Source organism: Variovorax sp. VaC1, assembly GCF_043658315.1.
Classification (GTDB): domain Bacteria; phylum Pseudomonadota; class Gammaproteobacteria; order Burkholderiales; family Burkholderiaceae_C; genus Variovorax.
The window spans coordinates 49492-76045 of the sequence record NZ_JBIGLT010000001.1 but is presented as its reverse complement, the minus strand read 5'-3'; the positions used below and the strand labels follow the sequence as shown (position 1 = coordinate 76045).

Here is a 26554-nt window from a genome sequence, read left to right as displayed (position 1 = left end):
GCTCCTGTTCTCAGCCGCCTGCAGCCAGCTCGCGCTCGAGCACCTTCGGGTTGTCGCGCCAGCGCTCCAGCCACTCCTGTGCCACGTCGCCGGGGTACACGTCTTCCACGCCGTCGCGCAGCGCCTTCACGATGGCGTTGGCCAGCGCGGTGGGTGCCAGCTTGGGTGGTGGCGTGTGCTGGTTCCATTCGTCGTCGATGGGGCCGGGGAACACGTTGATCACGCGGATGCCAGCCGGCCGCATCTCGGCGCGCAGGCACTGCGCGAGCGAATGCGCCGCAGCCTTCGAGGCACTGAAGGTGCCGTGCGGCGGGAAGTTGCTGAGCGCGTAGATCGACAGCAGATTGACCCACGCCGTCGCGCCCGTCACCCCATCGGCCGAGCGGCCCTTGAGCGCCGGGCCAAACTCCTGTGCAAGACGCAGCAGGCCGAAGTAGTTGATGTCCATCTCGGCCTTGGCCACATCGGTGCCGCGCCGCGCGCCGATGCCGAAGGTGCGGTGCACCTCGGCGTTGTTGATGACGATGTCGACCTTGCCGCCGATGGAGCCCGCCAGCTCCGTCACCTGTCGGCCATTGGTCAGGTCGAGCGGCACCAGCGTGACCTGCGGCAGCGCCGAGATGTCGTCGAGCCCGTCGCCCATCTTCTTCCACGGCTCGGCATGGCCGACCCAGACGATGTCGGCGCCGGCCTTCACCAGCGCGCGCACGATGGCCTGGCCGGTTTCGGTCTTGCCATCGGTCACCAGCGCCTTGCGGAACTTGGGGTCACTGGTCATTTCACGCAGCATCTTGTCGTCGGCCATATGGGCACTCCCTTCATTCGGAAAACCAATGAGAACGGCCTGCCCCGCGCGGTCGAGCCGGGCGCCCACGCGCACGCGCTGCGGTGCGTCACCAACCTCGCCGTGCAGGTGGACCATGAGCGTCGGGCCGGCATCCAGATGCACCAGTCCCAGCCGCCAGGGCAGCCGCTCGCGAAAGAACAGGTCGTTGCTGTGGTGCAGCGTGGTGCTGCCGAGCAGCTCGCCCTCGCCGCTCTGCTGGCGCCAGCGCAGGGCGGCCGACAGGCACTTGTGGCAGACCTCGCGCGGCGGGTACTGCACGGTGCCGCAGTCCTCGCAGGTCTGCAGCTCGAAGCGGCCTTCGGCTGCAGCCGCCGTGAGGCCGAGCGCCACGCGGCCACGCGCGCCGGGCGGCAGGTTCATCTGCCGGGTGCGCAGCACCGGGTTCTTGCGCGGGGGGCGCATCAGGGGCATCGTCATGCAGATCTCCCGAGGATCACGGCGCCTGTGCAGAGGCAGCGGTCGTAGGTCACCATGCCAAAGCCGGCGACGAGGCCCAGTTGCGCGTTGGGCACGGTGCGCGCGCCAGCTTCGTCGGTCAACTGGCGGATCGCCTCGACCATGCCGAGGAAGCCACCGGCCGCACCGGCCTGCCCGGCCGACAGTTGCCCGCCGCTCGTGTTGTTCGGAAAGCTGCCGTCGAAGGTCATGGTGTGCGACTGCACGAAGGCCGGGCCCTCGCCCTTCTCGCAGAAGCCCAGGTCCTCGAACTGCATCATCGCGATCACCGGGTAGTCGTCGTAGGTCTGCACGAAATCGAGCGCGGCGGGTTGCACGCCGGCCTGTGCGTAGAGGTCGTCGCGGTCCTTGCGCCAACCGCCCTGCACCATCACCGGATCGTCGGCATAGGCGTTATGGCGTTCGATGGCGCCGCGGATCACCACGTGCGCCAGGCCCAGGTCGCGTGCACGTTCCTCGCTCATCACGAGGAACGCGTCGGCGCCCGCGCAAGGCATCACGCAGTCGAACAGGTGAATGGGGTCGGAGATGGGCCGCGCGGCCATGTACTCGTCGAGCGTCAGCGCCTTCTTGAACATCGCGTTCGGGTTGCCGAGCGCGTTGGTGCGCTGGTCCACGCAGATGCGGCCGAAGTCCTCGCGCTTCGCGCCATAGGTGCGCATGTAGTTCGCGGTGATGAACGCGAAGATCGAGTTCGGGCCACCCGAGCCGTAGGGGTAGCTGGCGTCGCGCGCAAAATTGCTGAAGCTGCCGAGCGTCTGGCGGAAGGAATCGACGTGGTTGGTGTCGGCCCCCACGCAGGCCACGATGTCGGCATCGCCCGCCTGCACGGCACGCGCGGCGCGGCGCAGGCACATCACGCCCGAGGCGCCACCGGTGGGCACATGGTCGAGCCAGCGCGGCGACAGGCCCAGGTGCTGCGTGACGCCCACGGCCGTGTCGGGCGCGAGCGAGAAGCTGCTGAGGCACAGGCCGTCGATCTGTTCCTTGGTCACGCCGCTGGCATCGAGCAGCGCCTCGATGGCCTGGCCGATGAACCAGTGCGCGGTGCGCGTGGAGTAGCGCACATAAGGCACGGTGACCGGCACGGCCACCGCAACGCCTTCGTAGGAGAGCCGTTGCTTCGTCATGCCTGCCTCTTTTTCATTGCGCGGGTGTCGATGCAATGGCCCTGGCCCGGCAGCGACTGCGCCATCTCGCGCAGCTGCCCGCGCTGGATCTTCTGCGAGGGCGTGAGCGGCAGTGCGTCGACAAAGGCCACATAGCCGGGAGCCTTGTAGTAGGCCAACTGCGCCAGTGCATGTTCAACAATGCTGGCGGCGATTTGCGTGCGCTGTGACGCATCGGCACCTTCGCGCATGACGATGCAGGCCAGCACCTCGTCGCCGCGCACCGCATCGGGCGTCGCGGCCACGGCCGAGGTCTTCACGGCCGGGTGCTGGTTGAGCACGCTCTCGACCTCGACGGCCGAGATGTTCTCGCCGCTGCGGCGGATCACGTTCTTCTTGCGATCGACAAAGAAGAAGTTGCCCTCGGCATCGCGGCGCACGAGGTCGCCGGTGTGGAACCAGCCATCGGCCCAGGCTTCGCGCGTGGCTTCTTCGTCCTTCAGGTAGCCGGAGAAGAAGTAGCGCTTGGGGTCATCGCCGGCCGAGCGCACCAGCAGTTCGCCCGGCGCATCGACGCCGACGTTGCTTCCGTCCTCGCCTACGAGGCGGATCTCCACGAAGTCTTCCTGCCGGCCGAAGCAACTGGTACCGACGAGGCGCGGCTCTCGGTTGGCCATGATGCAGGCGGCGGCACCGGTCTCGGTCATCGCCCAGGCCTCGACCAGCGGAAAGCCGAAGCGCTCTTCAAAGGGCGCGTGGTTCTTGCGGTCCACGCCGGCGCCGAAGCCCCAGCGGATCGCATGGTCGCGGTCGGCGGCCGATGCGGGTGCCGACAGCAGCATCGCCGGCATCACGCCCAGGTAGTGAACGATGGTGGCGCCGCTTTCCTTCGCGCTGGCCAGCCAGCTCTTCGGGTGGAAGCGGTCGAGTTGCACGAGGCAACCGCCAGCGACCAGCACCACCATGGTCGAAAACGCCATCGCGTTCATGTGGTTGAGCGGCAGCGGCGTGATGACGCGCTCGGCATCGAGGCGGATGCTGCACACGCCGTCGAGCGCGGCATACCACTCGCCCGCACGCAGGAAGTAGGCGTTGCTCAGGATGCAGCCCTTGGGCCGGCCGGTGGTGCCCGAGGTGTAGAGCAGGCCGCATTCAGTGTCGACACCGATGGGCTCGCCAGCACGCGGCGCGGCCGTCTTCGCGCGGGGAATCGCGTCGTCGGGCCCCATCGTCTCGAAGGCCACGCCAGCTTGGGCCGCGGCCGCGCGCAGGTCGCCGGCGCGCTCGGGCAGCGTCACGGCCAGGCCGATCTCGCTGTGGCCGATCAGGTAGACCAATTCGGCCGAGCGCATCTCGGCGTTGATCGGCACCGCGCTCACGCCCAGTGCATTGAGCGCGAACCAGTGGAAGAGAAAGGCAGGCCGGTTTTCCAGCAACAGGCCGACGCGGTGGCCGTGCCCGTAGCCGGCTTGCGCATAGGCCGCACGCAGGCGTTCAACCTCTGCAGCTGCTTCGCCCCAGCGGATCGCACCGGCTGCAATGCCGTAGGCGGCAGCGGTCACCGATTCGGTGAACAGGAACTCGGCCTTCGGCGTGCGCGCCGCAGTGGCCGCGAAGACTTGATGGACGGTGGCGTGTGTCATCGCGTCCTTAGATGAAGAGTTGCACGGCCGGCAGGGCCGCGTCGCAGTTGAGCAGGTTGACGCGCTTGAGCGTCATGCGCAGCGCGCCGTCCTGCACCGCGAGGTGATGGAAGAAGGTGCCGACGTAGAACTGAAGCTCATCGCCCTGCGATTCGGTGTAGTGGAATTCGGTGCGCACCACGAAGCGGTTGGCCTCGGCGTCGAACTGTTCGACCACTGGCACCTGCAACAGGTGATGGCAGCGGCTCGGCGGCTGCTGCGAGAACGCGCGCGGGCTCTTCAGGCGCTCGATGCGCAGGTCGCGCAGCAGCTTGTCTTCATAGAGGTGCGAGGTGTGGTTGAGGCCGTCTTCCTGATCGGGCACGAGCGGAATCCAGTAGAAGGCGTCGTCGGTGAAGAGCGCGTTCCACGCCTCGTAGCGGCGGGTGTCGAGCAGGTGCGCTTCGTTCACGACGAAGTCGATCAGGTCCTGGCGGGTGACTTCGGAGTGGGTGTCGATGCCAGCCATCACATGGTCTCCGTCATGCGTTGCACCCAGCTGCGGTACTGGTTGCGCATCGGCAGCTCGTTGGTGCCGCCGGTGGTGATCTCTCCGCCCTTCAGCTCCGACGGGTCGTAGTCGCGGTGCAGGCTCACCCATTCGTTGCCGCTCGCGTGCAGGCCGGCCTGCATGCCGCGATAGGCCTGCAGGTCGTCATGCCCCACCACCGAGAACGGCGAGTTGATGAGCCGGTTGTACATGGTGGTGCGCTGCAGCAGCTCGGGCGGCGCGCCTTTCAGGCGGAAAGTCCAGCTCTCGACCAGCGTCTTGTCGGCCGAGATCGGCTTGACCACGCGAATGGCCTGGATCGCGCCCTTGATCGTGAGGTTCGGGTAGTACACGGTGTTGTGCCGTGCCATGCCGAGGATCTGCGCCGTCTTCTCTTCGCCGTAGCGCGCCTTCATGGCGTTGTCGTATTCGGGGATCGCCTTGTACTTGCTGTGAATGCTGAAGTGCACGCCCGTGAAGCTGTGGCCGTGGTCGTAGGTGCGGATGCCCATGTCCTCGAAGAACTTGTAGTCGGACATGAAAGGCACGAACTGCTCGACCGCCATGGGCTTGGGTTCGTCTTCGGGCTTGTCGGCCCACATGCGCTTGGCGGTGCCGGCCGAGGACTCGTGCGCCACCATCGGGTGCATGGTGTCGTTGAGGTTCTCGACGAACATCTTCCAGTTGCACTGGTGCATGAAGCGCAGGCAGCCGCCCGCGATTTCCAGCTCGCCTTCGGGCGAGCGGTCGGCCATGTTGTCGATGGAGCTGAGCGAGTCGCCGAAGTATTCGTCGAAGTCGGGCCCGGCGTCGTTGATCTTCACGAAGATGAAGCCGCGATGGCTGCGCACGTGCTTGAGCGTCGTCAGACCCTTGGCCGACTCGCACTCGTGCAGCGCCGTGTTCTCGTAGCCGATCTTCAGCGGAATGGCCAGCAGCGCGCCATCGGTCTTGAAGGTCCAGGCATGGTAGGGGCAGCGAAAGAACTTGCCGGTGTTGCCGCAGGGCCCGCTCACCAGCCGCGAGCCCTTGTGGGCGCAGCGGTTCATCATCGCGCGCACGCTGCCGTCGGTGTGGCGCACGACGATCAGCGGGCGGCCGGCGATCTCGTTGCTGAACCAGTCGCCGGGCTTCGGGATCTGGCTTTCGTGGCCGACGTAGTTCCAGGTGTTGGCGAAGAAGTGCTCCTGCTCCAGCTCGAACAGTTCCTGGCTGGTGTACAGGTCACGGTGCACGCGGTCGTTCTGCACCAGCGCGCGGATCGCGTCGGGGTTGTCTCGGTACGAGGTCATGGTGTTGTGCCTCCTGATTTCTTCAGATGTCGAGCACCAGCCGCGCACCCTTGGCGCGCGAGATGCAGATCTGGATGACATTGCCCTCGGCCTTCTCGCGGGCGGTGAGCACGTAGTCGCGGTGGTCGATCTCGCCTTCGAGCACGGGCACGGCGCACACGCCGCATTCGCCGCGCTTGCAATCGAACATCGGGTCGCAGCCGTTCTCGATCAGGCAATCGAGGATGCTCTGGTCGGCCGGCACGGTGAAGCGCTGGCCCGATTGGGCAAGTTCCACCTCGAAGGGCTGGTCGCCTTCTTCGGCGACCGGCTCTGTGAACAGTTCGAAGTGCACGCGATCGTGTTCCCAGCCGCGCGCCTGGGTGCGGGCGAGCACGGCATCGAGCATGACCTTGGGGCCGCAGACGTAGAGGCGGTCGCCGGTGGGCACGCCATCGAGCAAGGCGTCGATGTCGAGCGGCGCGCCCGCTTCCGCATCGGCATGCACGCGCAGGTCGTCGCCCAGCAGCGCCTGCAGCTCCGGCAGGAAGGCCATCAGCTCGCGGCTGCGGCCGGCGTAGTGCATGCGCACGGGCGCCTCTTCGGCGCGGCGCCGCGCGGCCATGGTGGCAAGCGGCGTGACGCCGATGCCGCCGGCCACCAGCACCGTGCCGCCAGGGCCGGTGTGCAGGGGAAAGTCGTTCTTCGGTGGCTCGATGGCGATGGTGTCGCCTTCTTTCAGCTGCTCGTGCATGAAGCGCGAGCCGCCCCGGCCTTCGGCCTCCTTGCGCACCGCGATCACGTACTCGGTCGGCGCGTTGGTGGCATTGCGCGCGGTCGCGAAGTTGATGAGCGAGTAATGGCGCCAGTCGGTCTTGCCATCGGGCAGCGACACCTGGACGCGGATGTGGGCGCCTGCGGCAAAGCCGGGCAAGGCGCGGCCGTCTTCGGCGCGCAGCCGCAGCAGGCGGATCAGCGGATTGAGTTCGCGCGTTTCGGCGACGCGCAGCGCGAGGGTGGCGGTGGGAGCGGTCATCTTCTGTGTCTCTTCAGGCCAGGGCGTGCTGCGCCAGTACGGCCTGCAGCTTGTGGCCGTGTTCGTCCGCCAGCGCGGCGTCGCGCAACTCGCGCAGCGTGGCGGGTGCCAGCGCCGCGCCGGCGCGCTCGAAGGCGCGCATCACGGTGTCGTAGTTGCGAAGGCCGCGCTCGTGCGTATCGCTGTAGCCCTTCACGAGGCGCTGGCACTGCGCCAGCTCGACCGCCAGCGCCGGGTGGCGCTGTGCGGTGGCGGCGATGCGCTGCAGCCACTCCTCGATGCGGCGGTTTTCTTCGGCATAACGCATGGTCGACAGGCGCCAGCGCTTGCATGCCGCGACGGTGCGCAGCATGAGGTAGCCGCGCAGCGAGCTGGTCTGGATCACACGGCCGTGCTGGGTGTAGCGCTCGACGATCTTCTTCGGCAACGTCGAGTTCATCAGCCAGCGGCCGATGCCGCCCGGCAGCGTCTCGCAGATTTCCTGCAGGCGCGGGTGCATGTATTCGTTGATGGCGAGCACCTGGCCGGGCTGCACGCGGGCCTCGCCGCGCACGCGCTCGAAGCGTGTCGCGCGGGTCTTGAGGGCGGCGACGCGGGCGGTGTCTTCGTACGACATCCACAGCGCGAGATGGCGCGCGGTTTCGCGCAGCAGGCGATGGGCATCGTCGTTCGGCAACGCGACGATGGCGGCCATGCGGTCGAGGTACAGGCCGGCGTAGGCCGTGTCTTGGTAGTCGATGAGACGGCGCACACCTTCGAGCAGGAGGTCTTGGGCTGTCGCCGGGAATTCGCGCTGGACGCGCTCGACCAAGGCACGCACTGCGGGGTGACGCGGTTGTGGCGTTGGCGTGGCGAGCGGTGCGGCTTCCTGCGCTTCGCCATCGTCGCCACCCTGGGCCCGCGCGAACGCGGCGCCGAAGGCCTTGAGGCTGGGCTTGACGCCCACGCCGCCGCGCTCGATGGTGGCCTCGAACTGCGCGCGGCTGAAGGGGAGCACGCCCGAGCCGGCCAGTGCACCGAACAGCACCGCGCTGATCACGCTGCCCGACACCTCGGCGGCCTGCGCCATGTCGAAGCGGATGAAACGCTTGGCGGCCTTGGCGGTGTGCGCGAGCAGTTGCACGCTGTCGACACGGCCATCGCCCAGCGCGCTTTTTTCCGCGATGGAGAACACGCGGTGCGTCGATGCGATCAGCGTGGTGCGGTCACTTGTGACAAGCCCGCGCTGCACGGCGCGGCCCGCTTCCATGAGTTCCGATGCGAGCACCACGTCGACGTCGCCCGGCAATGGCATCAGCGCCAGCACCGGCCGGCCGCCGTCCGCTTCGGCTTGCGCCGTCGGGTACAGCTCGACGTAGTAGATGGTGGCGCCGGTGCGCTGGGCCACGCCCGGCACCGACGTGGTCTGGGCGACGTAGCCGTTGGCCTCGCCCATGTCGACGATCCAGTCGGCCAGCACGCCGCCGCCCTCCCCGCCCATGGCGAGGATCGCGATCTTGAGGGGTTGCACCTTGTTCGTCATGGTTCAGAAGGCATAGGCTTCGCGGCGGCGGGCTTCGCCACGCTGCAGCCAGCCGATCACCGCTGCGCGCACGCGCTCGCGCAGCGTGTCCCAGCGGCTGGGGTTGCTCACGATCTGCGCCTTGTAGAACGAAGGGCACAGCACTGCGGCATGCGAGACCTCGCCGCACACACCGCAGCCCACGCAGCTGTCGAGCACGGTCGCGACCGGGTCGGTGCGCAACGGATCGGGGTTGGGCTTGATCGACAGCGACGGGCAGCCCGACAGTCGGATGCAGGAGTGGTCACCGGTGCAGGTGTCGGAGTCGACGCCGAACTTCTCGCGCACCATGCGCTTGCCGTCGGCGATGGCCTTGCGCACCAGCGGCTTCTCGCGTCGCTGCTTGTTGAGCATGCACTCCGACTGCGCGATCAGGACCTTGGGGCCCTGGGTCTTGGTGGTCAGCGCTTCCTTGAGCGCGTCGCGCATGCCGGCGACGTCGTAGGTCCGGCGCAGCGTGCGGACCCACTCCACGCCCACGCCGCGCACGGCGCGCTCGATGGCATGGCCGGTGCTGCGGGTCTTGTTCACGGCGTGCGACGAGAGGATGTCCTGCCCGCCGGTCGCCGAGGTGTAGTTGTTGTCGACGACGATGGTGAGGTTGTCGCTCTTGTTGAAGACCGCATTCGCCACGCCGCTGGTCAGGCCGTTGTGCCAGAAGCCGCCGTCGCCCATCATCGATATCGCGCGCTTGCCGGCGGGCACATTGAGCGCCGACGCGCCCGCTCCGCCCAGGCCATAGCCCATGGTGGTGTTGCCGATGTTGAAGGGCGGCAGGATCGAGAACAGATGGCAGCCGATGTCGGCGCTCACGTGATGCGGGCCGAGTTCGCGTTCGACCAGCTTCATCGCGCTGAAGATCGGGCGCTCGGGGCAGCCGGTGCAGAAGCCCGGCGGGCGGGCGTGCACGACTTCGCCCAGCGATGTGGATGGCAGCGCGGGTTCGGGTGCCGCATCGATGCCGATGGTGGTCACTTCCTTGAGCGGGATCACCTTGCGTACTGACGTGGGCACTGGCAAGGGTGCGAGTCGTTCGTAGCGTTCGCAGAAGCTGCGTGCGCCCTTGAGCAGTTCGGACGAGGTGTACTCGCCGGCCACGGGCAGCATGTCCTTGCCGTGCAGCGCGGTGGTCGAGCCCGATTGCCGCAGGATGGTCGCCAAGTTCTGCTCGACGAAGTTGGGCTGGCCCTCTTCCACGATCATCACCGCGCGCTTGCCTTCGCAGAAGCGCAGCACCTCGCTCTCGATGACGGGGTAGGCCACGTTCATCACGTAGAGCGGCACCTGGGTGTTGCCGTAGACGTCGGCCAGGCCCAAGCGTTCGAGCGCGCGCAGCATGGTGTTGTAGCTGCCACCCTGCACGATGATGCCGATGTCGTCGGCGTCCTCGGAGAAGAATTCGTTGAGCTGGCGCTCCTCGATGAAGCGCACGGCGGCGGGCCAGCGGTCTTTCACCTTCTCCTGCTCATGCACGAAGCTGGCGGGCGGCAGCACGATGCGGCTGACGTCGCGCTGCGGGTTTTCCATCGCTTCCTGCAGCGTGAACTTCGCGCGCTTGTTATCGCCGGCAATGAAGTGGCCGTGCACGTGGCAGGCGCGGATGCGCAACTGGAGCATCACGGGCGTGTTGCTGGCCTCGGAAAGATCGAAGCCCTGCTTGACCGCATCGACGATGCTCGGCAGATTGGGGCGCGGATCGAGCAGCCAGATCTGCGACTTCATCGCGAACGCATGGCTGCGCTCCTGCATGATCGACGAGCCTTCGCCGTAGTCTTCGCCCACGATGATCAGCGCGCCACCCGTCACGCCGCCCGATGCCAGGTTGGCCAGCGCGTCGGAAGCCACGTTGGTGCCCACGGTGGCCTTGAAGGTGACGGCACCGCGCAGCGGGTAGTTGACGGAGGCGGCCAGCGTGGCGGCGGCAGTGGCCTCGCTGGCGCTGTTCTCGAAGCGGATGCCCTGCTCGGACAGGATGTCCTGCGCATCGGCCAGCACGTCCATCAGATGCGAGATGGGCGCGCCCTGGTAGCCGGCGACATAGGAAACACCCGATTCGAGCAAGGCCTTGGTCACCGCCAGAATGCCTTCCCCGCGGAAGACATCTCCACCAGAAAGCCGCAGTTTCTTGACTTCTTCGACGAACGAACGCTCAGCCATGTGGGTCCTTGTTCTCTATCGTGGGACGATGCGCTCATCTGCCACATCATGCTTTCTATAATGTTGACAAATGAATGTATCCACAATCATGAATTACCCTAGACATGCAAACAGCGTGCCCGCGGCCGTTGTGGGCTGTCTGGCTATGAGGTGCCTTCATGGATGAACAACCCGTTGCATCGCATCGCTTTGTCGATGACTACCTGCCGGCGCTGCTGGCGCAGGCCAGCCAGCTGATTTCCTCGGAGTTCCACGAGGTCGCGCGGCAGCAGGGCTTTTCTGTGTCGGAGTGGCGCGTGATGGCCTCCCTGGCGGGCAGCGATGCCATCAGCATCGGCCAGCTCGCCCAGGTGACGGTGACCAAGCAGCCCACGGTGACGCGATTGCTGGACCGCATGGAATCGCGCGGACAGGTCGAGCGCCTGCCCCACGAAAGTGATCGCCGCATCACGCTGGTGCGCATCACGCGCAAGGGCCTGAAGGCTGTCGAGCACCTGATGGAACTGGCGCGGGACCACGAACGCCGCGTGCTGGAGCCCTTCGGATTGCGACGCGCCGAAGAGCTGAAGCAGACGCTGCGGCAGATGATCGACCTGCACGTGCATGTGCCGGTCGAGGCACCCGAAGAAGACTGAGCGCCCTCGCCCCTTGCCGCGCCCTCTCCGCTAGGGCACGAGCACCGCGCGGCCGCGATGGCCGCGCTGCGCGATCCAGTCGAGCGCAAGGGCCGCATCGGCCAGCGCGAAGCTCTGCACGTCGAGGTGCAGGCGACCATCGGCCAACCGTGCGAGCAACCTGGGCACCGCGGCACGGCCCGCGGCTTCTCGCCTGAACATGTTGAGCGGCAGCAGCGCCACGTCGCGCTGCAGGAAATGGGCGATGTCCAATTGCAGCGACGGGCCGGCGGTGTAGCCGACCAGCACGGCGCGCCCACCCGGACGAACAGAAGGCAAGACTGCCGATAGAACGCTTCCGCCGACGGTGTCGATCAGCAGGTCTGCGCTGGCGACTGGCGGAGGATCGGCACGCGGGTCGACGGGTGTCACGGTGCATCCGGCCTCGCGCGCCAATTGAATGACGAGCGAGCCCACGGCGCCGCTTGCGCCTGTCACCAGAAGATGCTCGCCGGCATTGAGCTTCGCGACTTCATGCAACGCCACCCAGGCCGATGTGCAGGGCGAGAAGAATGCGGCGCCGAGCGTCATCGGCAGTGCATCGGGCAAGGCACCGAGCGCCTCGTCGGGCGCGTCGATCAGTTCGCACCAGGTGCCGTCGAACAACGTGCCGAGCCCGCTGCCACGCAACCACACGCGCTGCCCCGCGGCATAGCAGCCGCTCGCGACGACGATGCCGGCGGCCTCCACGCCCGGCGTGTACGGCAACGGCGGATGCCGGAGAAAACTGCCGCGCCACACGGTGCGATCGATATGGCCGACTGTGGCGGCCTGCATTCGCACGATGGTGCGGCCGGGGCGTGGCACCGGGTCGGCCACTTCTTCGAGCACCGGCACGGCATCGAAGCCATGGATGCGAACGGCCTTCATGGCCGTGTCGAGAGAAAGTCGAGCACCGCGCGCGCAAAGGCGTCAGGCATCTGGTCGGGCAGCGGCACCATGCCGCCTTCGATGTCGACGATGCGCGCCTGAGGCAGATGGTGCTGCAGCTCCTGGGCATGCGGCGCGGCAAACGGGTCGTCGGTCGCTCGCATGATGAGCGCGGGCTGCGTCACGCGGCCGATGCGGTCTTCCATGCGGTACGACGCAACCGCGCGATGCCCTTCCTCGACGCGGTACCCCACCTTCAACGCATCGCGCACGAAGGCTTCGAGCAGATCGGGGCGCCCCGGCGGATAGAAGCCCTGGCGCCGCTGCCACAGCGCCGCGAGATGGCTGCCGTCTTCGCTCGGAGCGACTTCATCGATCGGTGGTCTTTGCGCGCGCGCACGGCGAAAGGCCTCGTCGGTGTACGGCGTGGACGACAGCACCAGGCTGCGCACGCGCTCCGGAAAGGCCGCAGCCAATTCGAGCGCGATGACGCCGCCGGTGTGATGCCCGACGACATCGACGCGCCCGATGTGCAATGCATCGAGCAGCTCGCACGCCACGCGTGCCCATTGCGCAATGCTCGCCGGCACACCACCGTCGGCGGAGTCGCCGAAGCCTGCGGTGTCCATGGCGATGGCATGGCAGCGCGCGCCGATCAACGGCAACACGTCGCGGTACTCGGCCCAGCTGCGCGGCGACTGATGCAGCAGCAGCACCGCGGGCGCCTGCGGATCGCCGCATGCCGCGTAGTGCACCTGCCCCACCGACAGGTCGGCGAAGGCACGGCGAAGAATCGTCATGGCAGGGTCTCGTCGGCCGGCGCGCGCCACAGGCCCGCGTGCCGCAGCTCGCCGAGCGTGCGCGAGAGCACGTCACGGCGATAGGCGGCGATGTCGCGGTCTTCGTAGTCGTAGAAGCCGCTGCCGGTCTTCAGGCCGAGCCGGCCCTCTTCGACCATGCGGCCGACGATGGCCGGCGCGGTGTAGCGGCCAGGGTCGAGCGAGACCGACATTTCGCGGCTCGCGTGATGCAGGATGTCGCAGCCACCGAAGTCGATGAACTCGACCACGCCGAGCGCGGCGAAGCGAAGGCCGAGGCCATACCGCGTGGCCTTGTCGATTTCTTCGGCTGTGGCAGCGCCTTCTTCGATCATGCGGGCCGCCTCGTTCATGACCAGCGCCTGCAGGCGCGGCACGATGTAGCCCGGCGACGCACCGCACACCACGGGCAGCTTGCCGATCGCCTCCATCAGCGCCTTGGTGCGTGCGAGCACGGCGGCGTCGGTGCCCGGATGACAGCTCAGTTCCACCACCGGGATCACATACGCCGGGTTGAGCCAATGCATGTTCAGGAAGCGCGCCGGCAAACGCACCAGCGCCGCAAGCTGCGTGACGAGGATGCTGCTGGTGGTCGAGGTCAGGATCGCGTCGTCGCGGCAATGGCGGTTGAGCTGCTCGAAGGCTTCGCGCTTGGCCTCCATCGTTTCGGGCACGCCTTCGAACACCAGTTCGGCGGCGGCCAGCGCTTGCGGCGCCGCGGCGGCATTCACAAAATCCACGCGGGAAGCGATCGACTGGATCTGCTTCGCATCGAGCACGCCGAGCTGCGCCAGGCCCGCGAGGCTGGCCTCGATCTCCGCCTTGGCTTCGTCGCGCAATCGCTGCCAGGCATCGTCGCTGCGCTGGCGCAGGTCGATCAGCGAGATGCGGTGGCCGGCATAGGCGAATGCGATCGCGATGCCGCGCCCCATGCGGCCCGCGCCGACGGCTGCGAAGCGGGGCAGCGCGGCGTCATTCGCCATCGTGCAGCCTCTGCCTGAGCTGCGCCGCGCTCAATCCGGCCAGGCCGAGGCTCTCGAAAGTGCGCGGGCCTTGACGCAGGTCGCGGCCAAGGAAGCCGCCGACGATGGCCAGCAGGCCGTGCGCGATGGGCGCGTCCACGCCGGCATGGCGCGCGGCCGAGGCCAGGAAGGCGAGGCCGAGTTCGGTGTCTTCCGTGATGTAGCGGTGCGTGTGCAGGTCGATGTTCTCGCGCCAGTCGCCTGACTTGACGAGCTGCTTGTGGGCATCACCGTACATCCAGCGGTCGTTGTCGTAGTGGTCGGCCAGCGGATAGTGCGGCGCGCCCTGCCCAAAGGCTTCGCGCACGGCGATGCGCTCCTGGTCGAGCCGGTCGGTCACGTCGCGCACGGCGCGTTGGGTGCCTTCGTTGTGGATGTCCCAGCGCTCGAAGTGCTGCAGCGGCGCGGCGTTCATCACCATCAGCGGCGGATGGATGACAGGACCGGCATTCATCAGCGCGCCCGACAGCGCGTCGCCACAGCCGTGGACGGCCGGGTAGGCCTTGCGGATCACCGCGATGGCCTCGGCTTCTTTTCGCGCCGGATAGACGCCGGTCGGCAGGCGGATGGCGCGGATCGTGACGTTGACTTCGCGCTCCCCGTGCTTGCGCGCCAGATACGGCAAGGTGCCCGTTTCGGCCCAGGCCACGTCGGCGCGGCTGCCCGCCTGTTTGACGGCCCTCGCCATCACGTAGCTGCCGAAGGTGCCTGGCGGCAGAAACACGACCTGGCCGTCGACCAGGTGTGGTGCCATCGCAAGCGCGATGTCCTGCTGAGCGATGGCGGGCGTGGGAATGACGATCAGCTCGGCCCCTTTCAGGGCTGCGGCGATGTCTGCGGTGGCGAGTGCGAGCGGTACCTCGCGCGCGCCGTCGGCGTCCTTCAGCGTGATGGCCCCCGTTCGCAGGACCGGCTCGAGTGCCTTCGCGTCGCGGCGCCACAGGCGCACCTCGTGGCCGGCTTCGGACAGGTCGGCGGCGGCCGCATAGGCGCCATGACCACCCCCAAGAATCGCAAGTTTCATGTTCGAAAGTTGAAAAGCAGGTGTCGATGAACCGGCAGCCGCAGGGCGGGCCCGGGGAAACAATGCGCTATTACATTACTTTTCATCGATTCAGGTGTCAATCAAATTTCTAGACGACCCGATGCTCGGAAACCCGAAACGGAAAAGCCCGCGTTCGTGAGAAGCGCGGGCTTTTTGGGGAGCGAAGCGGCTGTCAGGCCGCTCTGGAGGAAGGATCAGCGGCTCGGCTTGAACGCGCGCTTTTGCGCGTCGCGGGGCACGAACACCTTGCCCGGGCCGCCATGGCCTGCGCCATTGCCGCGGGGCGCGAAGCCTTCACGCGGTGCGAAACCTTCGCGGGGAGCGAAGTCGCCGCGACCGCCGCCGCGCGGGGCGTTGTCGCCCCAGCCCGGCTTGCGGCCGTAACCGCCACCGCCTTCGTCGCGACCACCGCCGAAACCGGCGTTGTGACCGCCGCCTTGGCCGTGACCGCCACCGAAGCCACGCGGGCCAGCCGGTGCGCCGGGGCCACGCGAGCCACGGTCGTTGAAGCCGCTGGCACCTGCGTAGCCGCTGTTGCCGCCGCCGAAGCCGCCGGCATTGCCACCACGATGGCCGCCGCCACCGAACTTGCGGTCGCGCGACTGGTTGTCACGACCGCCACCGCGGTACTCGCCCATCGGGGGACGCGATTGCGGCATGCGCTGTTGCGGCTCCAGGCCTGCAACCACTTCAGCCTTGAACTGCTGGCGGCTGTAGTGCTCGATGTCCATGATCTTGCGGCGATCGCGGAACTCGGCAAAGGTGATGGCCAGGCCGTCGCGGCCTGCACGGCCGGTGCGGCCGATGCGGTGGGTGTAGTCCTCGGCCTTCATCGGCAGGCCGAAGTTGAAGACGTGGGTGATGGTCGGCACGTCGATGCCGCGGGCGGCAACGTCGGTCGCCACCAGGATCTGCACCTGACCCTGGCGCAGCGCCATCAGGCGGCGGTTGCGCAGGCCCTGGCTCAGGGCGCCGTGCAGCGCCACGGCGCTGAAGCCTTCTTGCTGCAGGTCGTTGGCCAGGCCGTCGCACTCGACTTGCGTGCTGGCGAACACGATGGCCTGGTTGATGCTGGTGTCGCGCAGCCAGTGGTCGAGCAGCTTGCGCTTGTGCTGGCTGTTGTCGGCCCAGTACAGCGATTGCTTGATGTTGGCGTGCTTTTCTTGCGGGCTGTCGATGGTGATGCGCTGCGGCTCGCGCATGACGCGCTGGGCCAGTTGCTGGATGCGCGGCGCGAAGGTGGCGCTGAACATCATCGTCTGCTGGCGCTCGATGGTGAGCTGGTTGACTTCAGCCAGATCGTCGGCAAAGCCGAGGTCGAGCATGCGGTCGGCTTCGTCGACCACCAGGAACTTGACCTGGTCGAGCTTGAGCTGTTGCGAGCGTTGCAGGTCGAGCAGGCGGCCGGGCGTGGCAACCACGAGGTCGGCGTTCTGCAGCTTGGCGATCTGCAGTTGGTAGGGCATGCCGCCCACCACGTTGGCGATACGCAGGCCGCGGCAATGGCGAACCAGTTCGATGGCGTCGTGCGCGACTTGCTGCGCGAGTTCGCGCGTCGGGCACAGGATCAGGGCGCCGGGGGTGGCGGCCTTGAAGTGACGGGCGTTGGTCGGGTCCTTGCGCTTCGGCTTCTTCGGTGCGGCTTCGCCGCGGGCAGCGGCTTCGGCGGCCAGGCGCTGGAATTCAGCCTTGGCTGCAGCGTCGGCTTCGGCCTGGCGCTTCAGGAGCGTGTGAAGCACGGGCAGCAGGAAAGCGGCGGTCTTGCCCGAACCGGTCTGGCTGGAGACCATCAGGTCGACAAAACGGGCCTTGCCGTCCTGGCCGGCGTCACCGCCCATGGCGATCGGGATCACCTTCTCTTGCACGGTGGTCGGCTGGGTGAAGCCCATGTCGGCCACGGCAGCGATCAGTTCGGGCGCAAGGCCGAGCTTGACGAAGCCGTTGGGCTGAGCGGGTTCTTCTTCGACCGCAGCGATCTCGGGGGCGGCTGCGTCGAGCACCTCGAGGATCGGCGCTTCGGACACAGTGTCCACGGCGGCGGTGAATTCGTTGTTGGTAGCGGATTGCACAGGCGCGAACTCGCCCTGCGCTTCAAAAGCGTCGGTCATGTAGATATCAATCTCAAACGCGAGCGCTGCCGTAGGCGGCGCCCCGTTGGTGGTTAAAAACATCAACCATCCAACGACATTCAGCTTCTGGCTAACGCCTGAGGCTGTGGCCCTTTTTGATCAGCGAATGCGATCGGGCGCGGTGTGCAAGATAGGGAGATGCGAGAGACGCTGGCCGGGTGTTCGAAACATGCACCGATCAGCGAAGCCTGCGATTATGGCACGGCTTCGGGTTTTTACCTAATCCCCTGTCAATCTGTCAGGCGCAGGAAGGTTTCCCGGTAATGGGCGAGCTCTTCGATGGACTCGTGCACGTCGGCCAGCGCGGTGTGCGCCTGCTGCTTCTTGAAGGCGCTGTAGGCCGTGGGTTTCCAGCGCTTGGCCAGTTCCTTGAGCGTGCTGACGTCCAGATTGCGGTAGTGGAAGTACGCCTCCAGCTTGGGCATGAACTTGACCAGGAAACGCCGGTCCTGGCCGATGGTGTTGCCGCACATGGGCGAGCCGCTGCGGGGGATGTACTTGGCGATGAATTCGAGCAACTGCTGCTCGGCGGCGGCTTCGTCGATGGTGGAGGCCTTGACCTTGTCGATCAGCCCGCTGCGGCCATGAGTGCCCTTGTTCCAGGCATCCATGCCGTCGAGCACGGCGTCGCTCTGGTGAATGACCAGCACGGGGCCGTCGATGCGGGGCGTGAGGTCGGGGCCGGTGACGACCACGGCAATTTCGAGCAGGCGCTCTTTCTCGGGGTCGAGGCCGCTCATTTCGCAGTCCAGCCAGACCAGGTTCTGGTCGCTTTTCTTCAGGGTGGGCGGGGCTGCGGGGGGTGTCGGGGCAAGGGATTCGGGCATCGCAGGATTGTCGCCGACGGCCCGCGGCCCCAGATACCGAGGGCTAAACTCCGCGCTCCATGTCCTATTCGCTCATCTTCACCATTGCCTTTGCGGTCGCGCTGGTTGCGGGCCTGCTCGTGAAGTTCTGGCTGGCTTCGCGGCAGGTGCGCCACGTGGCGCGGCACCGCGGCGCCGTGCCAGAGGCTTTCGCCCAGACCATCACGCTCGCCGCCCACCAGAAGGCGGCCGACTACACCATCGCGAAGGCGCGCTTCGGCCTCGTCGAGATGGCCTGGAGCGCCGCGCTGCTGCTGGGGTGGACGCTGCTCGGCGGCCTCGACCTGCTCAACAAGCTGCTGCTGGTGTGGATCGGCGGCGGCATGTTGCAGCAACTGGCGCTGCTGGCGGCTTTCGCGGCCATCGGCGGCTTGCTCGAACTGCCCTTCACGCTCTGGCAGACCTTCAGGCTCGAAGAACGCTTCGGCTTCAACAAGATGACCTGGAAGCTCTGGCTGGCCGACACCGTCAAGTCGACGCTGCTCGGCGCGCTGATCGGGCTGCCGATCGCGGCGCTCATCCTGTGGCTCATGGGCGCGGCCGGAACGCTCTGGTGGCTGTGGGCCTGGGGCGCATGGATGGGCTTCAACCTGCTGTTGATGCTGATCTACCCGACCTTCATCGCCCCGCTCTTCAACAAGTTCAAGCCGCTCGACGACCCGACGCTGAAGGCGCGCGTGACGGCCCTGATGAAGCGCTGCGGCTTCGCAGCCAAGGGCCTGTTCGTGATGGACGGCAGCACGCGCAGCGCACATGCCAATGCCTACTTCACCGGCTTCGGCGCCAGCAAGCGCGTGGTGTTCTACGACACGTTGCTGCGCCAGCTCAACGCAGGCGAAGTGGAAGCCGTGCTCGCGCACGAGCTCGGCCATTTCAAACACCGTCACATCGTGAAGCGGCTGATTGCGATGTTCGCGCTGAGCCTCGCCGGCTTCGCGCTGCTGGGCTGGGTCTCGACCCAGGTGTGGTTCTACACCGGCCTGGGCGTGCAGCCCAACATGGCCGCGCCCAACAGCGCGCTCGCGCTGCTGCTGTTCATGCTGGCCGTTCCCGTGTTCGGCTTCTTCATTGCGCCACTGCCGGCACGCCTGTCGCGCAAGCACGAGTTCGAGGCCGACGCCTATGCGGTGGCGCAGACCAGCGGTGCCGACCTTTCGGCCGCCCTGCTCAAGCTCTACCAGGACAACGCATCGACGCTCACGCCCGATCCGGTGTTCGTCAAGTTCTACTACTCCCATCCGCCCGCCTCCGAGCGCCTTGCGCGCATGACGGCGGCGTGAGTGATCGCATCAACCCTGTTTTGAAGAAGCCCACCATGAGCAGCATGTTCACGCCCAAAGACTGGAAGAGCCTTCCTGCCCGCAAGGCCCTGAGCGCCACCGAGATCGTCTCCGGCCTCGCCAAGCTCGATGGCTGGAAACTCAACGGCGACGGCACCAACGTCGCCATCGAGAAGACCTTCACCTTCGCCAATTACTTCGAGACCATCGCCTTCGTGAACGCGCTGGCCTTCGTGGCCCACACGCAAGACCATCACCCCGACCTGTCGGTGCACTACAACCGCTGCGTGGTGCGCTTCAACACGCACGACGTGGGCGGCCTGTCTGTCACCGACTTCGACTGCGCGCGGCAAGCCGACGCGCTGGTCGCCACAAGCACCGCCGCATGACGGAACGCGCCCATGGCTAAGCCGGCCCGCGCCGCTGCCTCTGCGGCCACCGCCGCAAAGACACTCCACGAGGGTCTCGTCGTTGCCAGCCATGGACGTCATTGCCTTGTCGAAACACCCATCGGCGATCGGCTGATCTGCCACCCGCGCGGCAAGAAAAGCCAGGCCGTGGTCGGCGACCGCGTGCGTTGGCAAGCCACCGAGGACGAAGGCACCATCGAAGAGGTGCTGCCGCGCCGCAACCTCTTCTATCGGCAGGACGAGATCCGCACCAAGTCGTTTGCGGCCAACCTCGACCATGTGCTGATACTGATCGCGGCCGAGCCGGAGTTTTCCGAGCACCAATTGGCGCGTGCGCTGATTGCCGCGGAGGCCGAGCGCATCACGCCGATCATTGCCCTCAACAAGAGCGATCTGGTCGAGCCTTTCGAGCGCGCATGGAACAAGCTGGCGCCCTATCGCCGCATGCACCACGGCGTGCTGCCGCTCTCGCTGAAGGCCTCGGGCGAGGCGGACTACGCATCGCTGATGAAGCTTCTTGCCGGCAAGTCCACCCTCGTGCTCGGCCCCTCCGGCTCGGGCAAGAGCACGCTGACCAACCTGCTCGTGCCGGGCGCGACCGTGCTGACCCAGGAAATTTCGCAGGCGCTGAATTCAGGCAAGCACACGACCACCAGCACCACCTGGTACTGGATCGACGAAGCCCGCACCACCGGCCTGATCGATTCACCTGGCTTCCAGGAATTCGGCCTGAACCACATCGAGCCGATGCAGCTCGCCGGGCTGATGCCCGACATCGCCGAGCACACGGGGGACTGCAAGTTCTACAACTGCACCCACCTGCACGAGCCGGGCTGCGGCGTGATCGCGAACGTGTCGTCGGCCACGGCGCCGGGCCCCATCAGCGCGAGCCGCTACAAGATCTACGGCGAGTTGTTCGCCGAGCTGAGCCAGAAGCGGTACTGAAGCTGGCGCTTCAAGCCAGCCAGATGCGGTACGACTTCCAGGTCGGGTCGAAGGCAAGGTCGAGCGTCACCGGCAACTCCGATTCGGCCTGAAGCGATTGCGCGTGGGCAATCGCTGCCTCCGGATGCGCGATATGGAAGTGGATGGTGCGAACGCCCTCTTCCAGCACGACGTGCGTGCAGCAACCATTTTCATGCGTCTGCAACAGCGCCGTGAGCCGGTCTTCGTAGACGCGCGCTTCGTCCAGTTCCTCGCCCGAGTCGACGGGAATGGCGGCCGACAGCCGGTGCCCCAGGTCCGCGCGGCCGAGCAGCGCGTTCGCGGCGTCGTTGCGCATCACGACCATTTCGATCTCGCTGCCGTCCTCGGCTTCGCGCGTGGCGGTCAGGCCAGACCAGGCATGCTCACCGACCGGGAACACGCCCGTGTGGCCAAGATCGTCGCGCCAGCATGCATCGAACAGGCGGACGAAATCGTCGAGCGGCACGCCGTCGAAATCCGCATGCGCATCGGCCTCGACATGGTCGACCGGCCCGACCTTCACTGCGAAGTCGTACTCGCCCAGGATGTGGTCGAGCATGATCATGCTCATGTGGCGCGCGTGGTCCTGCATGTCCATCGGGATGGGCTTGGCGAAGCCGATCTCCAGCGCCACGAGCCCGCGATAGGGCTCGTGCTTCACGAGGACGTCCGTGGTGGCCAGTTCGAAATCGTTCATGCGCATGCTGAAGCCTTCGCGCATGCGCTGACGGAAAGCCTCCACCTCGAGCTGCGGCAACGCGGGCGCGCTCTGCACCAGCGCCATGAGGTCTTCGAAATCATCTTCGGCGCCATGCGCCGTGAGCACGAGCTTGAAAGCCGGCGGATCACCCAGCACCTCGGCGGCGAGATTCGGAAAGAGCGGCTGCAGCAGCTCATTCAGTGCGTTCACCAGTTCATGGCCGGACATGGCGCGCAGGCTGTCGAGCCGCTCGCTCAGGGCCTGCCAGAAGGCGGCGCGTGCAGCCGCGCGCGGATCGGTGTTGACGGTCGACATCGGCGATTTTTCCTATGTGTTTTCAGCCAAAATTTCCTGCAGCCGCTGCACAAGTACGCCGCACTGTTCGCGCGTGCCGATGCTGATGCGCAGGTACTGCGCGATGCGCGGCTGCTTGAAATGCCGCACCAGCACCGCGCGCTCGCGCAGCAGCGCAGCCAGTTCAGCCGCATCGCGCCGGGGATGGCGTGCAAACACGAAGTTGGCCTGCGAAGGCAGCACCTCGAAGCCCAGGTCTTCGAGCTGGAGGCTGAGGCCTTCTCGGGTGTCGGCGATCTTGTGGCAGGTGGTCTTGAACCATGCCTCGTCTTCGAGCGCCGCCGCGGCACCGGCCAAGGCCAGCCGGTCGAGCGGGTAGGAATTGAAGCTGTCCTTGACGCGCACCAGCGCGTCGATCAAGTGCGACTGGCCGCAAGCGAAGCCGACACGAAGACCGGCCAACGCGCGCGACTTGGACAGGGTATGCACCACGAGCAGGTTCGGGTACTTGCCAATCAGCGGCAGTGCGCTTTCGCCGCCGAAATCGACATAGGCCTCGTCGACCAGCACCACGCGATCGGGGCAAGCCTGGAGCAGTTGCTCGATGCGCGACAGCGGCAGCCCGATGCCGGTGGGCGCATTCGGATTCGCGAGCACGATGCCCCCGCAGCCACGACGGGCACGCGCCGCGATGGCCTCCACGTCGATACGCAAACCATCGTCGACCGGCAACAACTCGCAGGCAATGCCGTAGAGCTGGGCATACACCTTGTAGAAGCTGTAGCTCACGTCGGGCATCAACAGAGGCTCAGCCTGCTGGAAGAACGCGAAGAAGGCGTGCGCCAGCACTTCGTCCGAGCCATTGCCCGCGAAGACCTGATCGACCTGCAGGTTGTGCCGCCGGGCGACCGCTTCGCGCAGCGCGAGCGACGTGGGATCGGGATAGCGCTCCAGGCCGTTCGCGGCCGCGCGCTGGATCGCTTCGACAGCGCTCGGCGATGGCGGATACGGGTTCTCGTTGGTATTGAGCTTGACGAGGTTCTCGATGCGCGGCTGCTCGCCGGGCACGTAGGGTTCGAGCGCGCCGATGCGCGGACTCCAGAAAACCGGCACGGCGGTGTGGCTCATGGCGTTCCCGTGCTCGCTCAACCGAGCAGGCGGGCAAGGGTGAGCAACGCCAGCAGCACCATCCACATCACGACCGATCGCCAGACCAGGCCGACCACGCTGCGCAGGTGGCCGGGCTCGGGCTCACGCCCTGGCGTACTGCCGCTGTCGGGCGGGCGCCCCTGCGCGAGAGATTCACCGGCTTGCGCACGCGACAACGGATCGAGCGTGGGGATGGGACTGAGCGAGCCTCCACCCAGTCGCACGTTCACCGCGCCGGAGGTGGCGGCCAGAATCACGCCATCGTTTTCGTTCGGGAAGCGTCGGGCGTCATTGCGCCAGCAATCGATCGCCTCTTCGAAGCTGCCGACCACCGCGAAGCCCAGGGCCGTGATGCGTGCGGGCAGCCAGTCGACGGCATGCCAGGCGCGGTCTGCGGCCTCCTGGACGGAAACGCTCGAAGGTTGCACCGCGGCGCCGTTCTTGTGCGCCCAGTAGCGCGAGACGAATTCGCTCATGCGATAGAACACAGCGCCCGCCGGTCCGAGGCCGATGGCGGCAATCACCGAGAACCAGGCCAGCACCCCGAACACATGGCGGTGCGCGGCGATCACCGAATGCTCGATGACGTGGCGAACGATTTCACTGCGCGGCAGATCGGCCGCATCGACGCCTTGCCAGTGCGCCAGCAGCGAACGCGCGAGCGGCTCGTCGCCTTCGTCGAGTGCATCGCGGATGTCGGTGAAGTGGTGGCTGAATTGCCGGAAGCCCAGCGTGACGTAAAGCACCGCAATGCTCCAGAGCACCGCGAACGGCAGCCCCAATGTGAGCACCAGCAGCCAGTGCACACCCAGCGCCAGGAGGGTGGGCAAAAACACGGCGAGCCCCCAGGCGATCCATCCGTGATGCGGCTTGCCCGCGTCGAAATTGCGGCTGGTCCAGCGTGTCCACGCCAGAACGCTGCCGTACACGGGGTTGCGCGGGCCCAGTGGCCGCACCTGCTCGATCAGCAGCGCGCACAGGATGGCAAAAAAGCTCATCCGTCGATGATAGCGAGAGCGCCTGAAGATTCAGGCCAAATTCAAGCCCAACTCATGCGGCCAGGAAGCGATAGAGATTGCGCAGCATGCCGGCCGTCGCACCCCAGACGAAGCGCTCGTCGGGCCCGTCCTGGTAAGGCATCGAATACCACTCGCGCTTGCGGCCATCGACGGCGCTCACGGTATGCCTGCGGTGGTTGGCGGGGTCCATCAACCAGGCCAGCGGCACCTCGAAGGCCTGCGCCACTTCGTAAGGGTTGATGGTGAGTTCGAAGTCGGGCTGCACCAGTGCGACCACCGGCGTCACGATGAACGAAGTCACCGTCGTATAGGTGGGAAGGCTCCCCAGCACTTCGATGAACTGGGCCGAGAGCCCCACCTCTTCCCAGGCCTCGCGCAACGCGGCGGCTGCGATGTTGGCGTCTTCGGGATCGACACGCCCTCCAGGAAATGCGACCTGCCCCGAATGGTTCGACAGGTGCGTGGTGCGCTCGGTCAGCAGCACGGTCGCGCCTTGCGGGCGCTGCACGATCGGCACCAACACGGCGGCCTGCGCGGGTGCGCGGTCGACCATTCGTGGTTCGCGGCGCAACTCGGGCGTCCACGCGGGAGGCGCGCTGAAACGCGCCCGCAGCGCCTGCGCCGTCAACTGCACGGGCGACACCGCCGGCAAACCATCGCTGCCGTCCACAAAGGGCGCCTCGCGCGGATCGAACTGCAGCAGCGTGGGCGGGACCACGGCATTGACGGGTTCGAGGGGCACGGGTTGCATGGGAACGGAAGTGGTGGTCAAGAGATGCGTTGGCCGGTAGCGGGGTAGGAGGAGTAGAGCGTAAAAAGGTGACGCTGTCTTTTGTGCGGAGCACCAACGCAAAAAGCCGCCAGAGCGGCGGCTTTTTGCACGACAGGAAGCAGCTTACTTGGCAGCAGCCGTCGACTTGCTCGGCAGCTTTTCCTTGATGCGTGCCGAACGGCCGCTGCGATCGCGCAGGTAGTACAGCTTGGCGCGGCGCACATCGCCACGACGCTTGACTTCGATGCCGGCGATCAGCGGGCTGTAGGTCTGGAACGTACGCTCCACGCCTTCGCCGCTGGAGATCTTGCGCACGGTGAAGCCGCTGTTGAGGCCACGGTTGCGCTTGGCGATCACAACGCCTTCGTAGGCCTGCACGCGCTTGCGGGTGCCTTCGACGACGTTCACGCTGACGATGACCGTGTCACCAGGCATGAAATCGGGGATGGTCTTGCCGAGACGGGCGATTTCTTCCTGCTCGAGGGTTTCAATGAGGTTCATGATTTCCTGATATTCGATCGTGTCGGGCTACACAAAAGGCGCCATTGGCTTCCATCGGATGACCGGTGAAAAGGCCTGGCGCGGCCGGGCAGAGGATCGGGGAGCCCGAGATTATAGCTTTTTTTTGAGCGCCGCCTCATCGGCCTTGCCCAGGCGGCCGGCAGCGCGGGCCGCATCGATCAGTTCGGGGCGCCGCGCGGCCGTCATGGCCAGGCGCTGGTCGCGCCGCCAACGCTCGATCTGCGCGTGATGCCCCGAGAGAAGCGGCGCCGGAACGCCCTGCCCGTTCCATTGCTCGGGCCGCGTGTAGTGCGGACAGTCGAGCAGGCCGTCGAGGGCGGGGTTGAAACTGTCCTGCACATGGCTGGCCTCGTCGCCCAGCACGCCGGGCTGCAAGCGCGCAACCGCATCGAGCAATGCCATGGCGGCAATCTCTCCGCCCGAAAGAACGAAATCGCCGAGGCTGATCTGATGGGTAACGCGCGCGTCGATGAAGCGCTGGTCGATGCCCTCGTAGCGGCCGCAGACCAATACCGCGCCTTCGCTGGCCGACCAGCGCTCGACCGCTTCGTGCCGCAGCGCCTCGCCGATGGGCGAGAACAGCACGACCGGCGCGTCCGCCCCGCGCGCGGCCAGCGCCGCATCGAGGCAGGCGGCGAGCGGCTCGGCCATCATCACCATGCCAGGGCCGCCGCCAAAGGGGCGATCGTCCACCCGCTTGTAATTGCCTTGCGCGAAATCGCGTGGATTCCAGAACACGACCTCGACCTGCTTCGACTCGTAGGCACGGCGCGTCACGCCGCTGGCCATGAAAGGAGCGAACAGTTCGGGAAAGAGCGTGAGGACGTCGAAGCGCATGCGCGCGAGCCCCAAATCAGAAATCGGGTTGCCAGTCGACCGTGATGAGCCGGCCGGGCAGGTCGACCTTGTCGACGAAGACCGAGACGAAGGGCACCATGCGCTCGATGGCCTTGCCGTCTTCTTCGGCCGCCAGCACCAGCGTGGTCTGTGGACCGGTGGCGAGCAGTTCGCGCACCGTACCGAGCGTCACGCCTTCGCGGTTGACGACCGACAGACCGATCAGGTCGACCCAGTAGTACTCGTCGTCGCTTGCCGTCGGGAAACTCGAGCGCGGCACGAAGATGCGCGCACCGCGCAGGGCCTCGGCCGCGTTGCGGTCGGGCACGTCCTCGGACGAGGCGACGATGCAGTCGGAATGTTCTTTGGCTTCGCGGATCGCGAGCCGGAAAGCGGTGTTTGCAGAGGCTCCGGGAGCCTGCAGAAACCAGCGCTTGGAAGAAAAAAGCGCCTCGGGCTGGGCGCTGTGGGGCAGGACCTTGAACCAGCCCTTGATGCCCCATGCATCGGCGATGCGGCCCACCTCGATCGCATCCGCCGGCAATTCGGCGGCTTCGAGTGCAGGCAACATC

25 protein-coding genes are annotated in these 26554 nt (G+C 66.7%); 4 read left to right on the top strand and 21 right to left on the bottom strand.

The annotated features are described in order from the left end of the window. Nucleotides 1-10: 10 nt before the first annotated feature. Genes ACGLHS_RS00365 through ACGLHS_RS00330 form a run of 8 tightly spaced genes read right to left on the bottom strand, consistent with a single transcriptional unit; the run spans nucleotide 11 to nucleotide 10609 of the window. Entirely contained in the window at nucleotides 11-1264 is a 1254-nt protein-coding gene (locus tag ACGLHS_RS00365) for an SDR family NAD(P)-dependent oxidoreductase (protein ID WP_394475848.1), read from the bottom strand. After that, nucleotides 1261-2433, bottom strand: a complete 1173-nt coding sequence (locus tag ACGLHS_RS00360; RefSeq protein ID WP_394475846.1) for a thiolase family protein — start codon at nucleotides 2431-2433, stop codon at nucleotides 1261-1263. The genes ACGLHS_RS00365 and ACGLHS_RS00360 overlap by 4 nt, the downstream gene beginning before the upstream one ends. Beyond that, nucleotides 2430-4055: an AMP-binding protein gene (locus tag ACGLHS_RS00355; RefSeq protein ID WP_394475844.1), complete on the bottom strand. Its 1626-nt coding sequence runs from the start codon at nucleotides 4053-4055 to the stop codon at nucleotides 2430-2432. Before ACGLHS_RS00355 ends, ACGLHS_RS00360 begins: the two co-directional genes overlap by 4 nt. A 7-nt stretch (nucleotides 4056-4062) precedes the next feature. Then, the gene (locus ACGLHS_RS00350) at nucleotides 4063-4563 is read right to left on the bottom strand and encodes an aromatic-ring-hydroxylating dioxygenase subunit beta (protein WP_394475842.1); all 501 of its coding nucleotides are present in this window, start codon (nucleotides 4561-4563) and stop codon (nucleotides 4063-4065) included. Beyond that, a complete protein-coding gene (locus tag ACGLHS_RS00345; RefSeq protein ID WP_394475840.1) occupies nucleotides 4563-5876 on the bottom strand; it encodes an aromatic ring-hydroxylating dioxygenase subunit alpha in 1314 nt (437 codons plus the stop codon). Before ACGLHS_RS00345 ends, ACGLHS_RS00350 begins: the two co-directional genes overlap by 1 nt. A 22-nt stretch (nucleotides 5877-5898) precedes the next feature. Then, nucleotides 5899-6891, bottom strand: coding sequence for a PDR/VanB family oxidoreductase (locus ACGLHS_RS00340; RefSeq protein ID WP_394475838.1), 993 nt, complete (start codon nucleotides 6889-6891; stop codon nucleotides 5899-5901). Between the two features lie 13 nt (nucleotides 6892-6904). Continuing rightward, complete coding sequence (locus ACGLHS_RS00335; RefSeq protein ID WP_394475836.1) at nucleotides 6905-8413, bottom strand: indolepyruvate oxidoreductase subunit beta family protein; 1509 nt, start codon at nucleotides 8411-8413, stop codon at nucleotides 6905-6907. A gap of 3 nt (nucleotides 8414-8416) precedes the next feature. Then, nucleotides 8417-10609 (bottom strand): thiamine pyrophosphate-dependent enzyme, encoded by a 2193-nt coding sequence (locus tag ACGLHS_RS00330; protein ID WP_394475834.1) that lies wholly within the window; start codon nucleotides 10607-10609, stop codon nucleotides 8417-8419. Nucleotides 10610-10767: 158 nt separating this feature from the next. Between ACGLHS_RS00330 and ACGLHS_RS00325 the strand changes: the two genes are divergently transcribed. Next, nucleotides 10768-11244 (top strand): MarR family winged helix-turn-helix transcriptional regulator, encoded by a 477-nt coding sequence (locus tag ACGLHS_RS00325; RefSeq protein ID WP_093236676.1) that lies wholly within the window; start codon nucleotides 10768-10770, stop codon nucleotides 11242-11244. 30 nt (nucleotides 11245-11274) lie between these two features. Here ACGLHS_RS00325 and ACGLHS_RS00320 read toward each other — a convergent pair whose 3' ends face one another. The 6 genes from ACGLHS_RS00320 to orn all read right to left on the bottom strand — a co-directional run bounded on the left by ACGLHS_RS00320 (nucleotide 11275) and on the right by orn (nucleotide 17994). Further along, the gene (locus ACGLHS_RS00320) at nucleotides 11275-12153 is read right to left on the bottom strand and encodes a zinc-binding alcohol dehydrogenase family protein (protein ID WP_093236675.1); all 879 of its coding nucleotides are present in this window, start codon (nucleotides 12151-12153) and stop codon (nucleotides 11275-11277) included. Next, a complete protein-coding gene (locus tag ACGLHS_RS00315; protein WP_394475831.1) occupies nucleotides 12150-12953 on the bottom strand; it encodes an alpha/beta fold hydrolase in 804 nt (267 codons plus the stop codon). The genes ACGLHS_RS00320 and ACGLHS_RS00315 overlap by 4 nt, the downstream gene beginning before the upstream one ends. Beyond that, nucleotides 12950-13954: a 3-hydroxybutyryl-CoA dehydrogenase gene (locus tag ACGLHS_RS00310; protein WP_394475829.1), complete on the bottom strand. Its 1005-nt coding sequence runs from the start codon at nucleotides 13952-13954 to the stop codon at nucleotides 12950-12952. The genes ACGLHS_RS00315 and ACGLHS_RS00310 overlap by 4 nt, the downstream gene beginning before the upstream one ends. After that, on the bottom strand, nucleotides 13944-15017 hold the full coding sequence (locus ACGLHS_RS00305; protein WP_394475827.1) for an NAD/NADP octopine/nopaline dehydrogenase family protein: 1074 nt from the start codon (nucleotides 15015-15017) through the stop codon (nucleotides 13944-13946). Before ACGLHS_RS00305 ends, ACGLHS_RS00310 begins: the two co-directional genes overlap by 11 nt. A 215-nt stretch (nucleotides 15018-15232) precedes the next feature. Further along, nucleotides 15233-17146, bottom strand: coding sequence for a DEAD/DEAH box helicase (locus tag ACGLHS_RS00300; RefSeq protein WP_394475825.1), 1914 nt, complete (start codon nucleotides 17144-17146; stop codon nucleotides 15233-15235). Nucleotides 17147-17397: 251 nt separating this feature from the next. Then, nucleotides 17398-17994: an oligoribonuclease gene (gene orn, locus ACGLHS_RS00295; RefSeq protein WP_093236670.1), complete on the bottom strand. Its 597-nt coding sequence runs from the start codon at nucleotides 17992-17994 to the stop codon at nucleotides 17398-17400. A gap of 59 nt (nucleotides 17995-18053) precedes the next feature. Between orn and ACGLHS_RS00290 the strand changes: the two genes are divergently transcribed. The 3 genes from ACGLHS_RS00290 to rsgA are packed head-to-tail and all read left to right on the top strand — an operon-like array spanning nucleotide 18054 to nucleotide 20668. Beyond that, entirely contained in the window at nucleotides 18054-19313 is a 1260-nt protein-coding gene (locus ACGLHS_RS00290) for a M48 family metallopeptidase (protein ID WP_394475822.1), read from the top strand. A 35-nt stretch (nucleotides 19314-19348) separates the two neighbouring features. Next, nucleotides 19349-19702, top strand: a complete 354-nt coding sequence (locus tag ACGLHS_RS00285) for a 4a-hydroxytetrahydrobiopterin dehydratase (protein ID WP_394475820.1) — start codon at nucleotides 19349-19351, stop codon at nucleotides 19700-19702. A gap of 12 nt (nucleotides 19703-19714) precedes the next feature. Beyond that, nucleotides 19715-20668, top strand: coding sequence for a ribosome small subunit-dependent GTPase A (rsgA, locus tag ACGLHS_RS00280; RefSeq protein ID WP_394475818.1), 954 nt, complete (start codon nucleotides 19715-19717; stop codon nucleotides 20666-20668). A gap of 10 nt (nucleotides 20669-20678) precedes the next feature. Here rsgA and ACGLHS_RS00275 read toward each other — a convergent pair whose 3' ends face one another. The 7 genes from ACGLHS_RS00275 to rimM all read right to left on the bottom strand — a co-directional run bounded on the left by ACGLHS_RS00275 (nucleotide 20679) and on the right by rimM (nucleotide 26553). Continuing rightward, a complete protein-coding gene (locus tag ACGLHS_RS00275) occupies nucleotides 20679-21704 on the bottom strand; it encodes a hypothetical protein (protein ID WP_394475815.1) in 1026 nt (341 codons plus the stop codon). A 12-nt stretch (nucleotides 21705-21716) separates the two neighbouring features. After that, nucleotides 21717-22811, bottom strand: a complete 1095-nt coding sequence (gene hisC / locus ACGLHS_RS00270) for a histidinol-phosphate transaminase (RefSeq protein WP_394475813.1) — start codon at nucleotides 22809-22811, stop codon at nucleotides 21717-21719. Nucleotides 22812-22828: 17 nt separating this feature from the next. Next, a complete protein-coding gene (locus ACGLHS_RS00265; protein WP_394475811.1) occupies nucleotides 22829-23830 on the bottom strand; it encodes a CobD/CbiB family protein in 1002 nt (333 codons plus the stop codon). A 52-nt stretch (nucleotides 23831-23882) separates the two neighbouring features. Then, nucleotides 23883-24602, bottom strand: coding sequence for a CoA pyrophosphatase (locus ACGLHS_RS00260; protein WP_394475809.1), 720 nt, complete (start codon nucleotides 24600-24602; stop codon nucleotides 23883-23885). A 144-nt stretch (nucleotides 24603-24746) separates the two neighbouring features. Next, entirely contained in the window at nucleotides 24747-25124 is a 378-nt protein-coding gene (gene rplS / locus ACGLHS_RS00255) for a 50S ribosomal protein L19 (protein WP_093236663.1), read from the bottom strand. A gap of 111 nt (nucleotides 25125-25235) precedes the next feature. Next, nucleotides 25236-25982, bottom strand: coding sequence for a tRNA (guanosine(37)-N1)-methyltransferase TrmD (trmD, locus tag ACGLHS_RS00250; protein WP_394475807.1), 747 nt, complete (start codon nucleotides 25980-25982; stop codon nucleotides 25236-25238). A 16-nt stretch (nucleotides 25983-25998) separates the two neighbouring features. Then, nucleotides 25999-26553, bottom strand: coding sequence for a ribosome maturation factor RimM (gene rimM, locus ACGLHS_RS00245; RefSeq protein WP_394475805.1), 555 nt, complete (start codon nucleotides 26551-26553; stop codon nucleotides 25999-26001). Between the last annotated feature and the right edge of the window lies 1 nt (nucleotide 26554).